The following is a 17,395-nucleotide window of genomic DNA, read 5'->3' as shown; positions in this document are numbered from 1 at the left end:
ATTCGCGCCGCCACGGCAAACCTTTGGCAAAGTCGATCTAGGGGTGGCGTGAGACAGCGGTCACATGGTTTGGTTGATGCAGGCCGGTCGCGCCGGCCTCGAGTTGCCCGGCGGTTCGGAAGGTGGCGACGGCTGTGAGTGTGACGCAGACCGAACAACTTCAGGCGGTTCGACCCTATCCGCGACGGCGGGGGCCGAAGGGTTCCTACCTCTGGAAGATGATCACGACCACCGATCCGAAGGTGCTCGGGATCATGTATCTGGTCACGGCGATGTCGTTCTTCTTCATCGGCGGGTTGATGGCCCTGCTGATGCGTGGCGAACTGGCCCGGCCCGGGTTGCAGTTCCTGTCGACAGAGCAGTTCAATCAGCTGTTCACCATGCACGGCACCATCATGCTGCTGTTCTACGCGACACCGATCGTGTTCGGTTTCGCCAATGCCGTGCTGCCCTTGCAGATCGGGGCGCCGGACGTGGCGTTCCCGCGCCTCAACGCGTTCAGCTATTGGCTGTACCTGTTCGGTGCCACCATCGCGACGGCCGGTTTCATCACGCCCGGCGGCGCCGCGGACTTCGGCTGGACCGGTTACACACCGCTGAGCACCTTCGAGCACTCCCCCGGCGCCGGCGCCGACATGTGGATCATGGGCCTGATCCTGTCCGGCCTCGGCACCATCCTCGGCGGCGTCAACATGATCACCACGATCATCTGCCTGCGCGCCCCCGGCATGATCATGTTCCGGATGCCGATCTTCACCTGGAACATCCTGATCACCAGCATCCTTGTGCTGCTTGCCTTTCCGATCCTCACCGCGGCGTTGTTCGCGTTGGCGATCGACCGGCACCTGGGCGCGCACATCTACGACACGGCCAATGGCGGTGTGCTGCTCTGGCAGCATCTGTTCTGGTTCTTCGGGCATCCCGAGGTGTACATCGTGGCGTTGCCGTTCTTCGGCATCGTGACCGAGATCTTCCCGGTGTTCTCACGGAAGCCGCTGTTCGGTTACAGCGCACTGGTGTACGCGACGATCTCGATCGGCGCGCTCTCGGTGGCGGTGTGGGCGCATCACATGTATGCGACGGGATCTGTGCTGCTGCCGTTCTTTTCGCTGATGACGTTCCTGATCGCGGTGCCGACGGGAGTGAAGTTCTTCAACTGGATCTTCACCATGTGGCGCGGGCAGTTGACGTTCGAGACGCCGATGCTGTTCTCCCTCGGCTTCCTGACGACCTTCCTGTTCGGTGGGCTGTCCGGGGTGATCCTGGCCAGCCCGCCGCTGGACTTCCACGTCACCGACTCGTATTTCGTTGTGGCGCACTTCCATTACGTGTTGTTCGGGACGATCGTGTTCGCGACATTCGCGGGTATCTACTTCTGGTTCCCGAAGATGACCGGGCGGATGATGGACGAACGGCTGGGTAAGTGGCACTTCTGGACCACGTTCATCGGCTTCCACACCACATTCCTGGTGCAGCATTGGGTCGGTGCCGAGGGGATGCCGCGGCGGTACGCCGACTACCTGCCCAGCGACGGCTTCACCACGCTGAACACGATTTCCACCATCGGTGCGTTCATCCTCGGCGCCTCGATGCTGCCGTTCATTTGGAATGTCTTCAAGAGCTTCCGGTACGGCGAGGTCGTCACGGTGGACGATCCGTGGGGTTACGGCAACTCCCTGGAATGGGCCACCACCTGCCCGCCGCCACGGCACAACTTCTACGAACTGCCGCGAATTCGATCCGAGCGTCCCGCGTTCGAGCTGCACTATCCGCACATGGTCGAGCGGATGCGGACCGAGGCGCACGCGGGCTGGGGATCCGCGCATCGGTCGGCCATGCTGGTGGAGGACCGCGCGCTAGCACAGGAGAAGACCGGGCCCTCGCTGGAGAAATCCGCGGAGACCGAGCCCACCGACGAATAATTGTTGCCAAAGCAGCAAAGAAGTTTGCCGTTGTAGCCGCACGCCGGGGATCGTGGTGTCCATGACCGAGACACACACCCACAACGCTGACGGCAACACGGTGGAGTTCTGGGAGAACTTCTACCAGGAGCGGGAACAAGTCTGGTCCGGCTCGCCCAACTTCCTGCTGGTCCGCGAAATCTCCTCGGCCCCGGCGGGTTCCGCACTCGACCTGGGCTGCGCCGAGGGTGCCGACGCGATCTGGTTGGCCGAGCGCGGCTGGCGAGTCACCGCCGTCGACGTCTCGGAGACCGCACTCACCCGCGCCCGAGCCCGCGCCGCCGAGCAGGGCATCACCGACATCGACTGGCAACGCCACGACCTCGCGCACACCTTCCCCACCGGCCACTTCGACCTCGTCACCGCCCAATACCTGCACTCCCCCGTCGCCCAAATCGACGAACGCGAACAAATCCTCCGCCGCGCCGCCGAAGCCGTCGCCCCCGGCGGTCAACTCCTGATCGTCGGCCACGCCGAATGGCCCTCCTGGGTGACCGTCCCACCCCACGACGTCCACTTCCCCACCACCGCCGAGGTCCTTACCGGCCTGCGCCTCGACCCCACCGAATGGACTGTCGAAACGGACGGCCTGGCCGAACGCGAACAACCCGGCCCCGAGGGCCAGCCCGGCGTCCGCAAGGACAACGTACTCCGCATCCGCCGTCACTGAACTCGAATCCAGCTACCCCCCAGCCGAACTCGCCACCGTCGAGGCACTCGACCCGGCCGCGCGATCACACCGAACACTCGATTCGCGCGGCCAGGTCGGCAAGGTGAACCGGTTGTGTCGTGTCGACCCGAACGATGGGCGCAAGCCCTAGCGGTACAGCCTGCCCGGCCCACGTGTCCCAATCCTCGGCGAGACGCTGCTCGTCGCAGTACACCGCCGCCCGCCGCCGACTCGCATAACGAGCCCTCGCCACCTCGGCGGGAACATCACACCAGACCTCCACAACCCGGTCGGCCCTTGCCTTCTCGATGCCGGCTCTGGCGAACCCCAAGTCCCGCGGCCTGAACCACCAAGAGTCGACAACAACAGTCCCCGAACTCGCCCGAGCCAACGCCCACACCGCATCCATCGCAATGCCACCCAACGCAGGAATCACGCCATCGTGATCGACGCAGCCCGCCAGCGCCTCCTTGACCACATCCTTCGACAAGAACGTGGCACCTAACGCCGCAGCCAACGGTCGCCCCAAGGTCGACTTCCCCGACCCCGGCAACCCATTGACCAACACCAGAAACTCAGCCACCCACCCATCATGCTGGACCACCCGAGCATCCTCGGATCAAGCTGATATCGGACAAACGATCAGCGGGAATTGGTGCCGGTATCGCGCGAGAGAGCTCCAGCACCAGTTCCCTCTCAGCGCGCGAATTCGAGTTTGTCGATATTGGCGAGAACCTTTTCGTGCCAGTCGATCTCGGATTGGATGCGCATTCTCGCGTGGTCGACAATCAGGTCATCGACCACGCTCTGGTCCGGCCAGCGGCGGTCGAGCTGGTGTTCGATGCGCGAGCTTCGTGCTCGGAGTGCGGCAATGCGGTCTTCGAGGTATCCGCGCAGTAGTTCCCGGTCGAGGTCCGCGCTGACCGCCAACGCGAGATCGACTACGTCCGGGCGGATTTCGACGTCGGCGAAGGCCTCGTCGCGGAGCACGCGGAGTTCGCGGCGGCCCTCGTCGGTGATTTCGTACACGGTGCGGGCCGGTAGGCCCCCCAGCTGCTCTGTTCGCAGGGGGCGAATCAGGTTCTCGTCCTCCATGCGATGCAAGGCACCGTACAGCGACCCGGGTTTGACGCGGGACCACAGTTCGGCGCGATCCAAGCGGGCGTCGCGGCGCAGCTGATGGCCATGCATCGGGCCCCTTTTGGCCAGGGCGGCAAGCACGAACAACCGGGTCTCGTTCACGCTTCTAGTCTGTCACGACTACTCGTATTTGAGTACTCTGTCTGTATGACTGTTCGACCAATTCTGATCGCGGGCGCCCCCCGGTTGACCATCCCGGCAACGCCCGTGGCCACCTTCGACGACGAACTCGCGGCCTTCGTCGACGATCTCTACGAAACCAACACCGCCGCAAACGGGGCAGGCCTTGCCGCGAATCAAATCGGTGATGCCCGATCGGTGTTCATCTATGACCTCGTGGACAACGGAGTTCGGCACCGCGGTTGCGTCGTCAACCCGATCCTCGAGACCTCCGAGATCCCGGAAACCATGCCCGACCCCGAGGACGATCTCGAGGGCTGCCTGTCGGTGCCGGGCGAGTGGTATCCCACCGGGCGCGGGCACTGGTCGAGGGTCACCGGCGTGGACGTGACGGGACGGCCGGTCGCGGTCGAAGCCACCGGCTACCTGGCGCGCTGCCTCCAGCACGAGGCCGACCATCTCGCGGGCCGCCTCTACCTCGAGCGTTTGATCGGGCGGAATCAGCGGGCGGCACGCCGAATGATCAAGGCTCGCAGCTGGACTCGGCCTGGTCGGACGTGGCTTCCAGAATTGGGCCGGCGTCCTGCGGACGGAGAGTGATCAGCTGTAGGTGGTGGCGAGGATGAAGCCGTGGGGTCCGTGGCGATAGTCCGGTGGGATGATGAGGCATGGCAGCAATCCGATGTTGGCGGGCACCGAGTAGGTGCGCGAGATGACGCTGGTCGGTGAGACTCTGGCGTTGACCGGGATTGTGCAGGGAGGCGGGCGGACGCTGCGGCGCGTGTTGACCTGGCGGCGTTCCCTGCCGCTGCTCGAGAAGGGGGCTCGATGACACGGATTCCATTAGCGGCGCTGCTGGTGTTGGGTGCTTTCGGGATGGTGGCGGCAGGTCCTTCGGCCGTTGCCTTTCCGATAATCGTTGTAGCGGAACAGGTTCGGCCGGAGGGGCGGTTCGCCATCGAGGTTCATACGACTGTTTTGCAGACCGGCGTCACCTACAACGTCGAAGGGGTGGGGTGGGCGCACGACGCGACCGTGCACATCTATGTGGCGGGCTGGACTCGGCTACCGACCACGCGGAGTTGGGGGCAGGCCGATACCGATGCGCACGGGAACTTTCACTTCAGCCGGTTCGAGCCTTATATAGCCGGTGAGGAGGGACGGCTCGAGTTGTCCGTGGTGGATCCGGATACCGGTCACCGCAGCAAGACTCCGATCCAGCATCCCTGATCACACGGCGTCCAGGCCGAAGACGCGGCGGGCGTTGCCGGAGAGGAACAGCTCGCGAACTTCGTTGTCCAGCTCCAGATCATCGAGTCCGGCGAGGGCGTGGTCCGGCATGATCATCGGGAAGTTGGTGCCGAACAGGACCTTTTCGCGGCCGTGCTTTTTCAGATAGGCCACCAGTTCGGGTGGGTACCTGCGCACGGTGTAGGCCGAGGTGTCGATGTAGACATTCGGGTATTTCGTTGCGACCGCGATCATTTCGGTGGTCCACGGGTAGCCGATGTGGCCGCCGACGATGGTCAGTTCGGGAAATTCCAGAGCGACGTCGTCGAGGTAGGGAATCGGCCGCCCGGTCTCCGAGCTGCGCAGCGGGCCGGTGTGGCCGACCTGGGTGCAGAAGGGAATGCCCAGTTCGACGCACTCGGCGTAGAGCGGATAGTAGCGGCGATCGTTCGGCGGCAGACCCCACAACCACGGCACGATGCGCAGCGCCTTCATCCCCAATTCGGTTACCGCACGGCGCAACTCATGAACCGCGGCGACCGGCTTACGCAGATCCACCGAGGCGACGCCGACCAGCCTGCCGTCGGATTCCGCGACGAACGAGGCGACCTCGTCATTGGAGATCAACACCCCTTCCGGCCCGTACCAGGCACTGATCAGCGCGAGATCCACGCCGCCCGCATCCATCGCGGCCAGCGTGGCGGCCACCGGCGGCTGCTCGGTCGGCAGCGGTGCACCCCACCGCCGCAGCGAATCGAACATGTCGTGCTCGACCATCCGCACCGTCGGATGCTGCGCCCACACATCGATGATCGCCATCGCCACTCCCACCACTCCCGGATCGGCCAACGCCGCTCACGGTATCCAGCCCCCGAGCGCTACCCGGCAAGATTCAGCGAATTCACGCGCACGATCGAACCCACCAAAATTCCTGGGGTGACCGGCCCACCGAATGGGTACTAGGTCTTTACGCCGCATCGCCACAGATCGGCAGGAGCCAACCGACCCGGGTGTCCGTAGCGCAACGGCGCGGTGCGGGCGCCCCTGGTGGCTCCTCACAGCAGATACCCAGGTCGCTCGCAGCTCGGACAGCGGTAGTGACGCGATTATGTGGTCATGATCGGCACACCTCTCGCGCGCATCGGGATCGGCGTTGGTCAGCTGTCGCGGGCAGCACAGCCGAGCCGGGCATGAACGCGCGCGCACAGTTGTCGCGGCGGGTGGCGTCGGTGCCGCTGCGGATCGGGCTGGTGATCGCGTTGCTGCTGCTGACGGCGGTGGCGCTGATCGCCTCGGGGGCGGCGGTGACGTCGGCGTTGAGCCAGTCGTTGACGCAACGCACCGACGAGCAGCTCTACGACGCTTCCCGTAGCTGGGCCCAGCCACGGCCGATGAAGCAGGTGCGGACGAATGACGGCTCCGTGCAATGGGTTCCGGCCGATTCCCCCGGCCCGTCACCACAGCCCCGATCGGTGGCCGAGCAGCCGCGCCGGTTCTTCGAGCTGCACAGGAGCGCGGGCGGTCAGGTGTTCTTCGAGGTGCCCGGCGGCGGAAACGCCTCGGGCGTACCGGATCTCAGCGGACCGGTCGGCGACAGTCCGACGACGGTCGACTCCGCCGACGACTCGTCGGTGCACTGGCGGGTGCTGACCACGTCGAACCAATTCGGTTCGACCACCATCGGATTGCCGCTGACCGACAATCAGGAGACGGTCTCCCGGTTGATCTTCTTCGAGCTCGCCACCGGCATCATCGCCTTGGTCGCGCTGGGCGTGGTCGGCTACCTGGTGATCCAGCGCAGCCTGCGACCGTTGCGCGAGGTGGAGGACACCGCGGCGGCCATCGCGGGCGGCGACCTGCACCGCAGGGTCCCGGTGCGCGGCGTGGACACCGAGGTCGATCATCTGGCCCGCTCGTTGAACGAGATGCTCGCCCAGATCCAATACGGTGTCGCGGCAACCGAAGCCTCGGAGGAGGCGGCCCGCCGGTCCGAGGCCAAGATGCGCCGATTCGTGGCCGACGCCAGCCATGAGTTGCGGACGCCGCTCACCACCATCCGCGGTTTCGCCGAGCTGTATCGGCAGGGCGCGAGCACCGACGCCACGATGGTGGTCGGGCGCATCGAATCCGAGGCCGAGCGGATGGGTTTGCTCGTCGAGGATCTGCTGCTGCTGGCGCGGTTGGACGAAAAGCGGCCGCTGGAGCGCAAACCGGTGGATCTGCTCGCGTTGGCCGGCGACGCCGTGCACAACGCCCAAGCGATGGCCGCACGCCAGCAGCCGACACCCCCTTCCCCCGAACGACGCATCGGCGTCGTGGTGGACACCGGCGAGGGCACGATGGACGTGATCGGCGACGGGCCGCGACTGCGCCAGGTACTCGCCAATCTGCTCGGCAACGCCCTCGTCCATACCCCGCCCGAGGCCGCTGTCATGGTGCGGCTCACGCCTTCTCGCGACGAGGTCCGCATCGACGTGATCGACTCGGGGCCGGGATTGTCGCCCGATGCCGCCGCCCGCGTCTTCGAGCGGTTCTACCGCACGGACACCTCCCGGACCAGGGCGAGCGGCGGCAGCGGGCTCGGTCTCTCGATCGTGCACGCGCTGGTCGCGGCGCACGGCGGCCGGGTTACGGTGCACAGCGAACCCGGTGAGGGGGCCATCTTTACGGTCACGCTGCCGCGCTGTCAGGCTGTCGACGTGCCGGCGAGTCGCTGAAAGTGTCAGGCGGGCTTGAAGATGTCGTCGAGCGGGTTGCCCGCCGGCCGGGCGCCCTCTTCGATGTACCACTCCCAGTGCATCACCCGGCCGAGGATCGGCGTCGGCAGCCGCAGCAAGACTTTGGCGATCGCGGCGAAGGAGCCCGATCCCTCGATGATCGAACGATGCGCGGCGACAGCGGCTTTGCGCTGGGCCGCGTAGTTGCTCACGTCGATGCGATGGGTGATCTCGGCACCGGAACTGTAGAGCGATCCCAGGACGGAAGGGCCGAGCCTGCCCCGCAGGAATCGGAGGAAACGCACTATGCGAGCGAGGTTTTCGCGAGGCATGGTCGCGTCGAGCACCCGTGGCACCCCGGCCAACTCGGCGGCTCGGGCGCCGACCTGGTGCACCCGCACGTGGTCGCGGTGCCCATAGCCACCGTTACGGTCGTAGCTCAGCAGGATCTCGGCGTTCTCCTCGCGAAGGATCGCCGCGAGCCGCTCGGCGGCCTCGTCCACCTCGGCGCGCAGGAAGCGGACGCGATCCGGCGGATCCGCGAACAGCACGGCACCGTGACCGCTGTCGGCATAGCCGAGATGCACCACCCTGGCAACGCCGAGCACGGCCGCACTCGCCGCTAATTCGTTCAGCCGCAAAGCTTTTCGCCCATCGAGCGCGGCCATGTGCCCGTCGGTGGCCACAACGATCACCGTCCGGTGCCCGGCCGCCGCGACGGCGGCCAAGGTGCCTCCGGTCAGCAAAGTTTCGTCATCCGGATGCGCATGAAAAGCGACGACGGTTGCCATCGAACCAGTCTGGCACCCGCACCGTCGGATCGACCACGCGCACCAATTAGCCTGCCGCGTACGAATTTGCCAGCTGATTCGTGCGCCGCGAACCACTACCTGCGCGGGACGGCCGCGGCGGTCAACCGCGCAGGATCAGCAGGAACAGCGCTTTCTGCAGTGTGTCGAATATGCGACCGACGGTGATCACGATGTCGACGGTGCCCATCATCACGGCCCCTCTCCTGGAGCAAGGCAAAGCCTCGATGCATCGATTCAAGACCTGGCAGCCGGGATTAGGAAGGGCATTGCGGCATCTGGGGGCAATATCGGTGCGCTACATGCCGACGCATTCGATGATCGGCGCGGGGTAGACGGCGGGATCGACGTTTTCGCGCCATGGTGTGTGCACCGCCGCACCGGAAATGTGCGCCAGCTCGGGCAGCCATCGACGCACGTAGTCGCCGTCCGGGTCGTAGCGTTTGGCTTGCCGCAGCGGGTTGAGCACCCGATTCGGCCTGGTATCGGTGCCGGTGCCGGCCACCACTGCCAGTTGAGTTGATTGTTCGCCAGATCCGCGTCGACCAGCCAGTGCAGGAAGTGTTCGGCGCCGATCCGCCAATCCACCCGCAGCGATTTGGCCAGGAAGCTGGCGGCGATCAGCCTGGCGCGCCCCGGCATCCAGCCCTCGGCCCGCAATTGCCGCATGGCCGCGTCGATGACCGGGTATCCGGTGCGGCCGTCCTTCCAGGCTGCGACGGCTTGCGGATCGTCGCGCCAAGTGATCGATCGAGGCCGGTAGTCCGACCAGGCAGCGTCCGGGCGGGCGGCGAGCAGCTGGTGATGGAAGTCGCGCCAGGCCAGCTGGCGGGCGAAGGCGTTACCGCCGGGCGTCGACATGTCGACCCGGCGCACCAGGTCCACCGGTGACACGCAACCGAAGTGCAGATAGGGGGACAGGTGCGAGGTGGCGTCGGCGGCGAGGTCGTCGTTGTGCTCTTCGTATCCCTCGATGGGTCCGGAAAGCCAGTCGCGCAGCAACTTTCGCCCGGTCGTCTCGCCGCCGACCGCGAGCTGGGGCGAGGTCGGGCCGGGGCACAGTTCTTCGGCTTCCGGCAGTGGATCGCTTGCGACCGGCGGCATGGTGAGTTCGCGCGGCTTCCCGAACGACTTGCGCTGATGCGTCTCGGCCCAGCGCCGGAAGTACGGGGTGAAGACGGCGAAATGGTCCCGCCCGGTGGACGGGACGAGTTCCGCGGGATCGGCGGCGGTGATCGTAGAGGCATGCGTGTGCAGCAGGCATCCGCGCTGCTCCAACCGTTCCCGCAGTGCCTGTTCGCGTTTGCGGGAGTACCTGCTCACGTCGGCGGCGATATGGACGCTGTCGGCATGCACTTGCGCCGCAACCTGTTCCACCTCCGCGACGACATCGCCGCGCCGCACCACCAGACGACCGCCGATCGCCCGTAGCTCAGCGTCCAACTCGCTCAGTGCGGCGGCGAGGAAGCGCGCGCGATTCGGCGCGGCGAAACGGCCGGCCGCGATGGCGTCGTCGACGACGAAAAGCGGTACCACCGCGGCACCTTCGCGATGTGCGGCGGTGAGTACCGGGTTGTCGTGCACCCGCAGGTCACGGGTGAACAGGGCGATGGAGACGGTCATCTACTCCTCTTCGCGGGGTGAAGGGACCTCCGGCGCTCGTGAGGGTGGCGCCACGGTGGCGTGGGCGGCTCAATGCCCGACACCTGTGACGCGACCCTCACGGGCGCCGGGCGGTGAGATCAGAGTGTGCAGAGCGGAACGATGTCGGCAAGACCGCCGGTGGCCGGCGAGGTCAGGTACAGGCACGGATCCTGGCCTGCCGCAACGATTCCCGCGCGTACCTGCTGCCATGCCGCCGCATCCAGCATCGGTGCGCGAGCGAGTACGAAGCCGGAGATGCGGCCGGGATCGGTGACGACCGCCCACGAATAGTCCGGGCCGAGGGCCGTGACGATGTAGTTGGTCGGCCCGTCGATCCGCTCCTGCGTGGGCACGCCGGGAAAGCTGACGTGCAGTTGCGCACCCGTCACCCGGTCGTTGACCGTTGCCGTGCCAGTGATTTCGTTGTTCATATTCGACCAGGTGGTGCAGGTATTGCGCACCGAGATGTTGCCCTGCGGGTCGAGCGCGTAGTTCGCCTGGGTATCGCGAGCGCAGACGAGGTTGAAGTACTGCGGGACCGCCGCGAGTTGGTTCCAGGTACCGAGATACCGGGTCAGGTCGAGCGTTTGCACCGGTGCCGGCGCGGCGACGGGGGCTGCTTGCGCGCTACCCGTCGCGGAGAATGCGACGGCCAGTCCGGCCGTGGCAATCAGCAGGCGAACGGGATAGCGCTTCGTTCGAGATGTCACGCGAACTCCTCGGGAATCGACGACACTGGCCATGTTAGCTCATAACGATGCATGATTGATTCAATACACTCATCAAGGAGGAACTCGTGACCTTTGCCTGGCTGCCCCGGATCGCCGGCGCGCTGACGGCGGGATACGGCGTCGCGGTCGCGGCCCGGCCCGCGGTGATGCTCGGACCGTGCGGCTGGTCCGCCGACGACCCGGCCCTGCGCGCGGTAGCCAGGATGACCGCGCTCCGTGATGTCGCGTCCGGGCTTGCCCTGGTGGCGGCGCCGACACCGAACGCGCTCCGGCTGGCGATCGCCGCGCGGGTACTGGCCGATCTGTCCGATGCCACAATCCTGGGGATCGCGTTGCGCGGACGACCACAGCGCGGCAAGGCGGTCGCGGTCGCGGCGGGTTGGGGTCTGCTGTGTGGCGCGACCGCGGCCACGGTGCGGAGCTGATCGCCACGCCACGGGCCTCGGACGCCGCCCGCGACGCGCGGCCGCCCGGGCATGGCGAATCGGGCGAACCGGAACAGGCAGAATAGGACGATGTCCGCCGGTTCCGCTCCCGCTTCCGACGCGGCCGGCTATACGGTCCGCGCGGTTGCCGAGCGCCTCGGTATCCCCACCGCGACGCTGCGAAGCTGGAATCGTCGCTACAACATCGGGCCGCCACAGCATCGACCCGGCAAGCACCGGCTCTACACCGAAGCGGATATCGCGCTGCTCGGACAGATGCTCACCCTCATTCAGGACGGTGCGAGCCCGGCGGGCGCGGCCGCCACGCTGCGCGGACCGGTGCCGCGATTGGGCGACCGATTCCCGTTGCTCGCCGCCGCATTCACGCTCGAGACCCGCGCGGTGTCCAACTATCTGGAGGCGCACTTCCGCGCGTTCGGTGTCGTGGACACCTGGGATCGGTTGTGCCGCCCCGCCTTCGCCGACATCGTCGCGCGGCAGGGCGCGGGCGAGGGGTGCATCGATGTGGAGCACCTGCTGTCCTGGTGCATCACCTCGGTGCTGCATCGCACCAATCCGCCGCCGGATGTGCCCGCGCCGAAGCCGGTCGTGCTGGCCTGCACCGGCGGTGAGACACACGCACTCCCGCTCGAGGTGCTGCGGGCCGGACTCGCCGAGCGCGACGTCAGCGCGTACATGCTCGGCGCGGATGTGCCGACCGACGCGCTGACCGACAGCCTCGCGCGACACGAGCAGTCCGCGTCGGTGCTGCTGTGGTCGCAGCAGGAAGCGACCGCATTGACCTCGGCGGTGCGCGCCTGCCTCGATGCGGGCTCGCGGGTGTTCGTCGGCGGGCCCGGGTGGGATTCGGTGATCCTGCCCGAGGCGGCGGAACGTGTCGCGAGCCTGATCGACGCCATCGATTACCTGAGCTGATCCGCTCGGGGCTGACCGGCCGAGTCCGGGAGCGACCCCGTTTTCGCGCGCCGGATCCGATTTCGCACGCGCACGAGCAATCCGGCGACGGCAGCTAGGCGAAGTCCTTTCCGAGATCGATCGCCCCCAACGACGACCGCGTCTGCCGCGAGCGGCCTCTGCTTTTGCCGTCGCGACCAAACGATGCATAATCGAGGCACCAGAGTCGGCGGCGCGGTTCAGCGGGACAGCGACGGCGACCCGCGCACCCGACTGCGGTGGCAATCGATCGGCCACCCAAAATCGGCGACGAGGAGGAACACATGGTCCAGCACACCGAGCCGCGCCGGATCGCCGTCGTCGGCAGCGGGGTGGCCGGATTGACCGCGGCCTGGGTGTTGTCTCGGTCCGCCGAGGTGACCCTCTACGAAGCCGACCAACGACTCGGCGGTCATGCCGACACCCACCGGGTCACCAGCCGCGACGGCGCGGCGATCGGCGTGGACACCGGGTTCATCGTGCACAACGACCGCACCTACCCGACGCTGCTGCGGTTGTTCGGCGAGCTGGGCATCGCGACCCAGGAATCGGACATGAGCATGTCGGTGCGCTGTGATGGCTGCGGCCTCGAATACGCGGGCGCCCGCGGTGCGGGCGGACTGTTCGCTACGCCACGATCGCTGGCTCGTGGCCGCTACCTGCGCCTGCTCGCCGAGGTGCCGCGGTTCCATCGCCTGGCTCGCGCCGAATTGGCCCGCGAGGCCGAAACCGGCCGCACCGTAGCGGAATTCGTTTTCGCGAACGGTTTCTCCGAATACTTCGTCACTCACTTCCTCACGCCGCTCGTCGCGGCGGTCTGGTCCTGCGATCCGGGCACCGCGCTGCAGTATCCGGCGCGCTATCTGTTCACCTTCCTCGACCATCACGGCATGCTGACGGTGTTCGGCTCCCCCACCTGGCGCACCGTCGCCGGCGGCTCCGCCACCTACGTCCGCGCCGTCGCCGAGCGGCTCGACACCGTGCTGGTCGGCACCCCGGTGCGGGCCGTGCATCGGCTCGCCGACGGCGTCGCGGTGCGCGACGACGCGGACGAGATCAGGATGTTCGACGCGGCGGTCATCGCCACCCATCCAGATCAGGCGCTGCGGCTACTCGCCGAGCCGACCGGCGCGGAGGCCGAAATCCTTTCCGCCATGCCGTATTCGGTGAATCACACGATGCTGCACACCGACGCGTCGGTGCTGCCGCGAGCCCCGCGCGCACGGGCCTCCTGGAATTACCGGCTGCCGTCCTGCGCGGCACAGCCGGACCGGGTGCTGGTCAGCTACGACCTGACCCGCCTGCAGCGACTCGATGACGAGCCGCGATTCCTGGTCACCCTCGGCGACGGCGACCGGGTCGATCCGGAGCTGATCATCGATCGAATGGTCTACCAGCATCCGCGCTACACCCCGAGTTCGGTGGCGGCGCAGCGCAGGCTCGGCGAGATCGGTTGTGCCCGAATTGCTTTCGCGGGCGCATATCACGGCTGGGGCTTCCACGAGGACGGCGCGCTGTCGGGGCTGCGCGCCGCCGAGCGGCTCGGTGCGCGATGGACAGCCAAACCTGTTGCGGCCGTGCGCACCTCATGAAGGCGCAGATCGTCCGCACCCGGATCCACCATGTGCGCCGCGCCCCGCTGCATCACGAGTTCAGCTACCGCAGCTACAGCTGGCTGGTCGACCTCGACGACATGCCGAGGCTGCCACGCTGGCTGCGCCCGTTCGCCGGGTTCCGCGCCGCAGACCATCTCGGCGACCCGCAGCGCACCCTGCGCGAGAACGTCGACGGCTACCTCGCCGAGCACGGCATCGACCTGCGCGGCGGTCGCGTCCTGATGCTCGCCAACGCGCGAGTGCTCGGTTACGTGTTCAACCCGCTGACCCTGTTCTGGTGCCGCGACAGCACCGGCGACCTGGTCTGCGTCATCGCGGAGGTGCACAACACCTACGGCGAACGGCACTGCTACCTGGTCCGCCCCGACGACCATGGCGTCGCGACCACGGAGAAACGCTTCTATGTCTCCCCGTTCAACGAGGTACGCGGTGAATACCGGATGCGGCTGCCCGAGCCCACCGACCGCCTGCGGGTATCCATCACCCTGACCGAGCACCAGCCGATTTTCGCCGCCTCGATGACCGGCCGTTGCCATTCGGCCACCGTCCGTACCATCCTGCGCGCGACAGTGGCGGTACCCCTTGCCCCACTTGTGGTCTCGGCGCTCATTCGCAGGCACGGCGTGATTCTCTGGGCGCGCGGCCTACCTCTCGTTCCCCGACCGGCCAAGCACTTCGAGGAGTATTCGCGGTGAGTATTCAAACGCACGTCACGGCACGACCCTCGACGCACTGGCCCGACGTCGAGCGGGTGCCGACCGGTACTCGCGCCGCGATTGCCGCAGCAGTGGCGCACCGGCTGTTCCGGCGGGCCGTGCGCACGCTGCCGATCCGGGTGGAATATCCAAACGGGACGGTGCTCGGCCGTGGTGATGTGGACGCGCCGCGACTGATCCTGCACCGCCCGGACGACTTCGCCGCCCGGCTCGGCGTGGGCGGGCTGATCGGCTTCGGCGAGTCCTATATGGCCGGTGACTGGTCGGCGCCGGATCCGGCCGCGACGCTCGCGGTGTTCGCCGCGAACATCGACACGCTCGTTCCAGCGCCGCTGCGGGCGCTGCGCCGCCTCTATGTCTCGAGACACCCGGCCGCCGAACGCAACAGCGAATCGAACAGCCGAAGCAATATCGTCAGGCATTACGACCTGTCGAACAATCTGTTCGAGCTGTTCCTGGACGAGACGCTGACCTATTCCAGCGCGTTGTTCCCGGCCACCGCGCCGCCGCCGCGCTGGGCCGACCTCGCCGCCGCCCAGCAGGCCAAGATCGATCGGATACTCGACCGCGCCGGCGTCGGGCCGGGCACTCGCCTGCTCGAAATCGGCACCGGCTGGGGAGAATTGGCGTTGCGCGCGGCCGCCCGTGGCGCCACCGTGCGTTCGGTGACGCTGTCCACGGAGCAGCGCGCGCTGGCCCTGAATCGCATTGCCGCCGCAGGACTTTCCGAACACGTCACCATCGATCTGCTCGACTATCGCCAGGTGAGCGGCGAATTCGACGCGGTGGTCTCGGTGGAGATGATCGAGGCGGTCGGCTACGAATACCTGGAGACGTTCTTCGAGACCATCGACCGGGTGCTGGCGCCGGGTGGCCGAGCGGTGATCCAGGCGATCACCATGCCGCACCACCGCATGCTGGCCACCCGCTACACCTACACCTGGGTGCAGAAGTACATCTTCCCCGGCGGTTTTCTGCCGTCCACCCGGCTACTCGCCGATGTGGCCGGACGCCGCACCGAACTCGTTGTCCGCGAACAACTGTCGATGGGCGAGCATTACGCGCACACCCTGCGACTATGGCAGCAGCGGTTCAATGCCCGCGCCGACCGCGTCGCGGAACTGGGCTTCGATCCGATCTTCCGGCGGATGTGGCGGTTGTATCTGGCGCACGCCGAGGCCGGATTCCGATGCGGCTACCTCGATGTGCACCAGATCCTGCTCACCCGCTGAGCGCGCCGCTCAGCGGGGGGCGCGACCGAGCAGATGTCGCAGCGCCGAGGTGAGATCCGGTGTACGGAACCGATGCCCGGCCTTGTCCAGCACGGCGGGCACGACCCGTTGACTCGCGGCGGCGAGTTCCCGCGCACCCTGCTCGCCGAGCAGCAGTGCCGGGCCGAACTCGGGCACCGGAACCAGCGCGGGCCTGCGCAGCACACCGGCCAGGGTGTGGGTGTATTCGCTGTTGCGAACGGGTTGCGGCGCAACGGCGTTCACCGGTCCGGACACGGCACTGTCCCACAGTGCGCGATAGTAGATGTCCACCAGATCGTCGATGCCGATCCAGGACAGCCACTGCTCGCCGTCACCGATCCGGCCGCCGAGTCCGGTCGCGAACAGCGGCCGCAGCAGTCGCAGGGTGCCGCCGCGCGGCGATTGCACGATGCCGGTGCGCACCTTGACCACTCGAACCCCGGGGGCGGCGTCGGCGGCCGCCTCCCACGCGTCGACCACGTCGGCGAGGAAACCGTCACCGCGCGAGGCGTCTTCGGGCAGCCGCTCGTCGCCGCGATCGTAGCCGTAGTAGCCGACGGCGGACGCGCTGACGAAGGTCGGCACTCCCGCGCGACCGGCCAGCGCGGCGAGCCGCTCGGTCGGTCCGATTCGGCTGTCGAGCACGGCCTGCTTGTGATCGTCGGTGAACCGGCCTGCGATCGACGCACCCGCGAGATGCACCACCGCGTCGACGCCGTCGAGCAGGTCGGGCGCGGGATCGTCCGGGTTCCATTGCCGTTCACCGGTTTTCGGCGCATGCCGGACCAGGCGGTGCACGGTGTGGCCGCCGGTGGTCAGGAACGCGGTGAGCGCCGAGCCGACCAGTCCGGACGCGCCGGTTACCGCAATAGTCTTGGCCGCGAAGCCCGCTCGCGCCGCGTCCGCGTGCGCGGCCAGGTCGTCCGCCAGTTGCCGATAGCGGTAGTCGAACATCGGGCGCAGCACGAACGCGGGCACCGGCGACTCGACCCGATCCAGCACCCTGGTGTGGGTCTCGTCGACCACCTCGAAATCGTGCGTGTGCCGCCAGCGCAGCAGCAGGCCCGTCGGCAGCGAGCCGAGTCCGTCGACGGCGATCCGATCGACGAATCGCTGCGGCGGGTCGTAGCGGGTGGGATCGTGCCTGGCCACCCAGCGCAGCCCGCCGGGCAGGCCGAGCACGGCGGTGCCGTCGGCCAGCGAATCGGCCTCGGCGAGCACCGAGGCCGGCTGCCATGGCGGCGCGAGCCGCGCGAACGCGCCTGGCCGGGCGTACCAGTCGAAGACCTCGGACCGGGGTGCCGCGACGACGCTCGAACACTCGATGCCCATGCCTCGACTCTAGCGAGAAGTCCGGCCAATGCAACGTTCATGCATCGTTATTGCCGGACTATGCGAGTGCACCGGAG

The 17,395-nt window shown here is 67.3% G+C and carries 16 protein-coding genes and 1 pseudogene; 10 read left to right on the top strand and 7 right to left on the bottom strand.

Annotation, left to right across the window (positions count from 1 at the left end; translation table 11 throughout):
* Positions 1 to 218 precede the first annotated feature (218 nt).
* Positions 219 to 1,922 (top strand): cytochrome c oxidase subunit I, encoded by a 1,704-nt coding sequence (gene ctaD / locus ACFWF1_RS32210; protein WP_379285424.1) that lies wholly within the window; start codon positions 219 to 221, stop codon positions 1,920 to 1,922.
* Between the two features lie 61 nt (positions 1,923 to 1,983).
* Positions 1,984 to 2,631, top strand: coding sequence for a class I SAM-dependent methyltransferase (locus ACFWF1_RS32205; RefSeq protein WP_379285426.1), 648 nt, complete (start codon positions 1,984 to 1,986; stop codon positions 2,629 to 2,631).
* Between the two features lie 64 nt (positions 2,632 to 2,695).
* Here ACFWF1_RS32205 and ACFWF1_RS32200 read toward each other — a convergent pair whose 3' ends face one another.
* On the bottom strand, positions 2,696 to 3,214 hold the full coding sequence (locus tag ACFWF1_RS32200) for an AAA family ATPase (protein ID WP_379285427.1): 519 nt from the start codon (positions 3,212 to 3,214) through the stop codon (positions 2,696 to 2,698).
* Between the two features lie 113 nt (positions 3,215 to 3,327).
* Entirely contained in the window at positions 3,328 to 3,873 is a 546-nt protein-coding gene (locus tag ACFWF1_RS32195; RefSeq protein WP_379285428.1) for a PadR family transcriptional regulator, read from the bottom strand.
* A gap of 45 nt (positions 3,874 to 3,918) precedes the next feature.
* Here ACFWF1_RS32195 and ACFWF1_RS32190 point away from each other — a divergent pair, with 45 nt between their 5' ends.
* Entirely contained in the window at positions 3,919 to 4,491 is a 573-nt protein-coding gene (locus ACFWF1_RS32190; RefSeq protein WP_379285430.1) for a peptide deformylase, read from the top strand.
* Between the two features lie 228 nt (positions 4,492 to 4,719).
* Positions 4,720 to 5,121: a hypothetical protein gene (locus tag ACFWF1_RS32185; RefSeq protein WP_379285431.1), complete on the top strand. Its 402-nt coding sequence runs from the start codon at positions 4,720 to 4,722 to the stop codon at positions 5,119 to 5,121.
* Here the strand turns inward: ACFWF1_RS32185 and ACFWF1_RS32180 are convergent, their stop codons facing one another.
* On the bottom strand, positions 5,122 to 5,940 hold the full coding sequence (locus ACFWF1_RS32180) for an amidohydrolase family protein (protein ID WP_379285735.1): 819 nt from the start codon (positions 5,938 to 5,940) through the stop codon (positions 5,122 to 5,124). It lies immediately after the preceding gene.
* Between the two features lie 371 nt (positions 5,941 to 6,311).
* Between ACFWF1_RS32180 and ACFWF1_RS32175 the strand changes: the two genes are divergently transcribed.
* Complete coding sequence (locus tag ACFWF1_RS32175; protein WP_379285433.1) at positions 6,312 to 7,838, top strand: sensor histidine kinase; 1,527 nt, start codon at positions 6,312 to 6,314, stop codon at positions 7,836 to 7,838.
* Between the two features lie 5 nt (positions 7,839 to 7,843).
* Here the strand turns inward: ACFWF1_RS32175 and ACFWF1_RS32170 are convergent, their stop codons facing one another.
* The 3 genes and pseudogenes from ACFWF1_RS32170 to ACFWF1_RS32160 form a co-directional block, all read right to left on the bottom strand.
* Complete coding sequence (locus ACFWF1_RS32170) at positions 7,844 to 8,629, bottom strand: PIG-L deacetylase family protein (RefSeq protein WP_379285434.1); 786 nt, start codon at positions 8,627 to 8,629, stop codon at positions 7,844 to 7,846.
* A 316-nt stretch (positions 8,630 to 8,945) separates the two neighbouring features.
* Positions 8,946 to 10,270: pseudogene (locus ACFWF1_RS32165) on the bottom strand (cryptochrome/photolyase family protein).
* A gap of 119 nt (positions 10,271 to 10,389) precedes the next feature.
* Entirely contained in the window at positions 10,390 to 11,001 is a 612-nt protein-coding gene (locus ACFWF1_RS32160; RefSeq protein ID WP_379285436.1) for a lipocalin family protein, read from the bottom strand.
* 86 nt (positions 11,002 to 11,087) lie between these two features.
* On the opposite strand from ACFWF1_RS32160, the gene ACFWF1_RS32155 reads away from it, so the two are divergent.
* The 5 genes from ACFWF1_RS32155 to ACFWF1_RS32135 all read left to right on the top strand — a co-directional run bounded on the left by ACFWF1_RS32155 (position 11,088) and on the right by ACFWF1_RS32135 (position 15,965).
* Positions 11,088 to 11,447, top strand: a complete 360-nt coding sequence (locus ACFWF1_RS32155; RefSeq protein ID WP_379285437.1) for a hypothetical protein — start codon at positions 11,088 to 11,090, stop codon at positions 11,445 to 11,447.
* A gap of 90 nt (positions 11,448 to 11,537) precedes the next feature.
* Positions 11,538 to 12,383, top strand: a complete 846-nt coding sequence (locus ACFWF1_RS32150; RefSeq protein WP_379285439.1) for a MerR family transcriptional regulator — start codon at positions 11,538 to 11,540, stop codon at positions 12,381 to 12,383.
* Between the two features lie 302 nt (positions 12,384 to 12,685).
* Positions 12,686 to 13,993, top strand: a complete 1,308-nt coding sequence (locus ACFWF1_RS32145; RefSeq protein WP_379285441.1) for an NAD(P)/FAD-dependent oxidoreductase — start codon at positions 12,686 to 12,688, stop codon at positions 13,991 to 13,993.
* Entirely contained in the window at positions 13,990 to 14,712 is a 723-nt protein-coding gene (locus ACFWF1_RS32140; protein WP_379285443.1) for a DUF1365 domain-containing protein, read from the top strand. The genes ACFWF1_RS32145 and ACFWF1_RS32140 overlap by 4 nt, the downstream gene beginning before the upstream one ends.
* Positions 14,709 to 15,965 carry a class I SAM-dependent methyltransferase gene (locus ACFWF1_RS32135; protein WP_379285444.1) on the top strand — a complete coding sequence of 419 codons (1,257 nt, stop codon included), beginning with the start codon at positions 14,709 to 14,711 and terminating at the stop codon, positions 15,963 to 15,965. Before ACFWF1_RS32140 ends, ACFWF1_RS32135 begins: the two co-directional genes overlap by 4 nt.
* A 9-nt stretch (positions 15,966 to 15,974) precedes the next feature.
* On the opposite strand, the gene ACFWF1_RS32130 is transcribed toward ACFWF1_RS32135, so the two are convergent.
* The gene (locus tag ACFWF1_RS32130; RefSeq protein ID WP_379285446.1) at positions 15,975 to 17,318 is read right to left on the bottom strand and encodes a TIGR01777 family oxidoreductase; all 1,344 of its coding nucleotides are present in this window, start codon (positions 17,316 to 17,318) and stop codon (positions 15,975 to 15,977) included.
* Between the last annotated feature and the right edge of the window lie 77 nt (positions 17,319 to 17,395).

The sequence above is a fragment of the Nocardia sp. NPDC060255 genome (assembly GCF_042727395.1).
Lineage (GTDB): Bacteria > Actinomycetota > Actinomycetes > Mycobacteriales > Mycobacteriaceae > Nocardia.
This window is presented reverse-complemented; position numbering and strand designations above follow the sequence as displayed.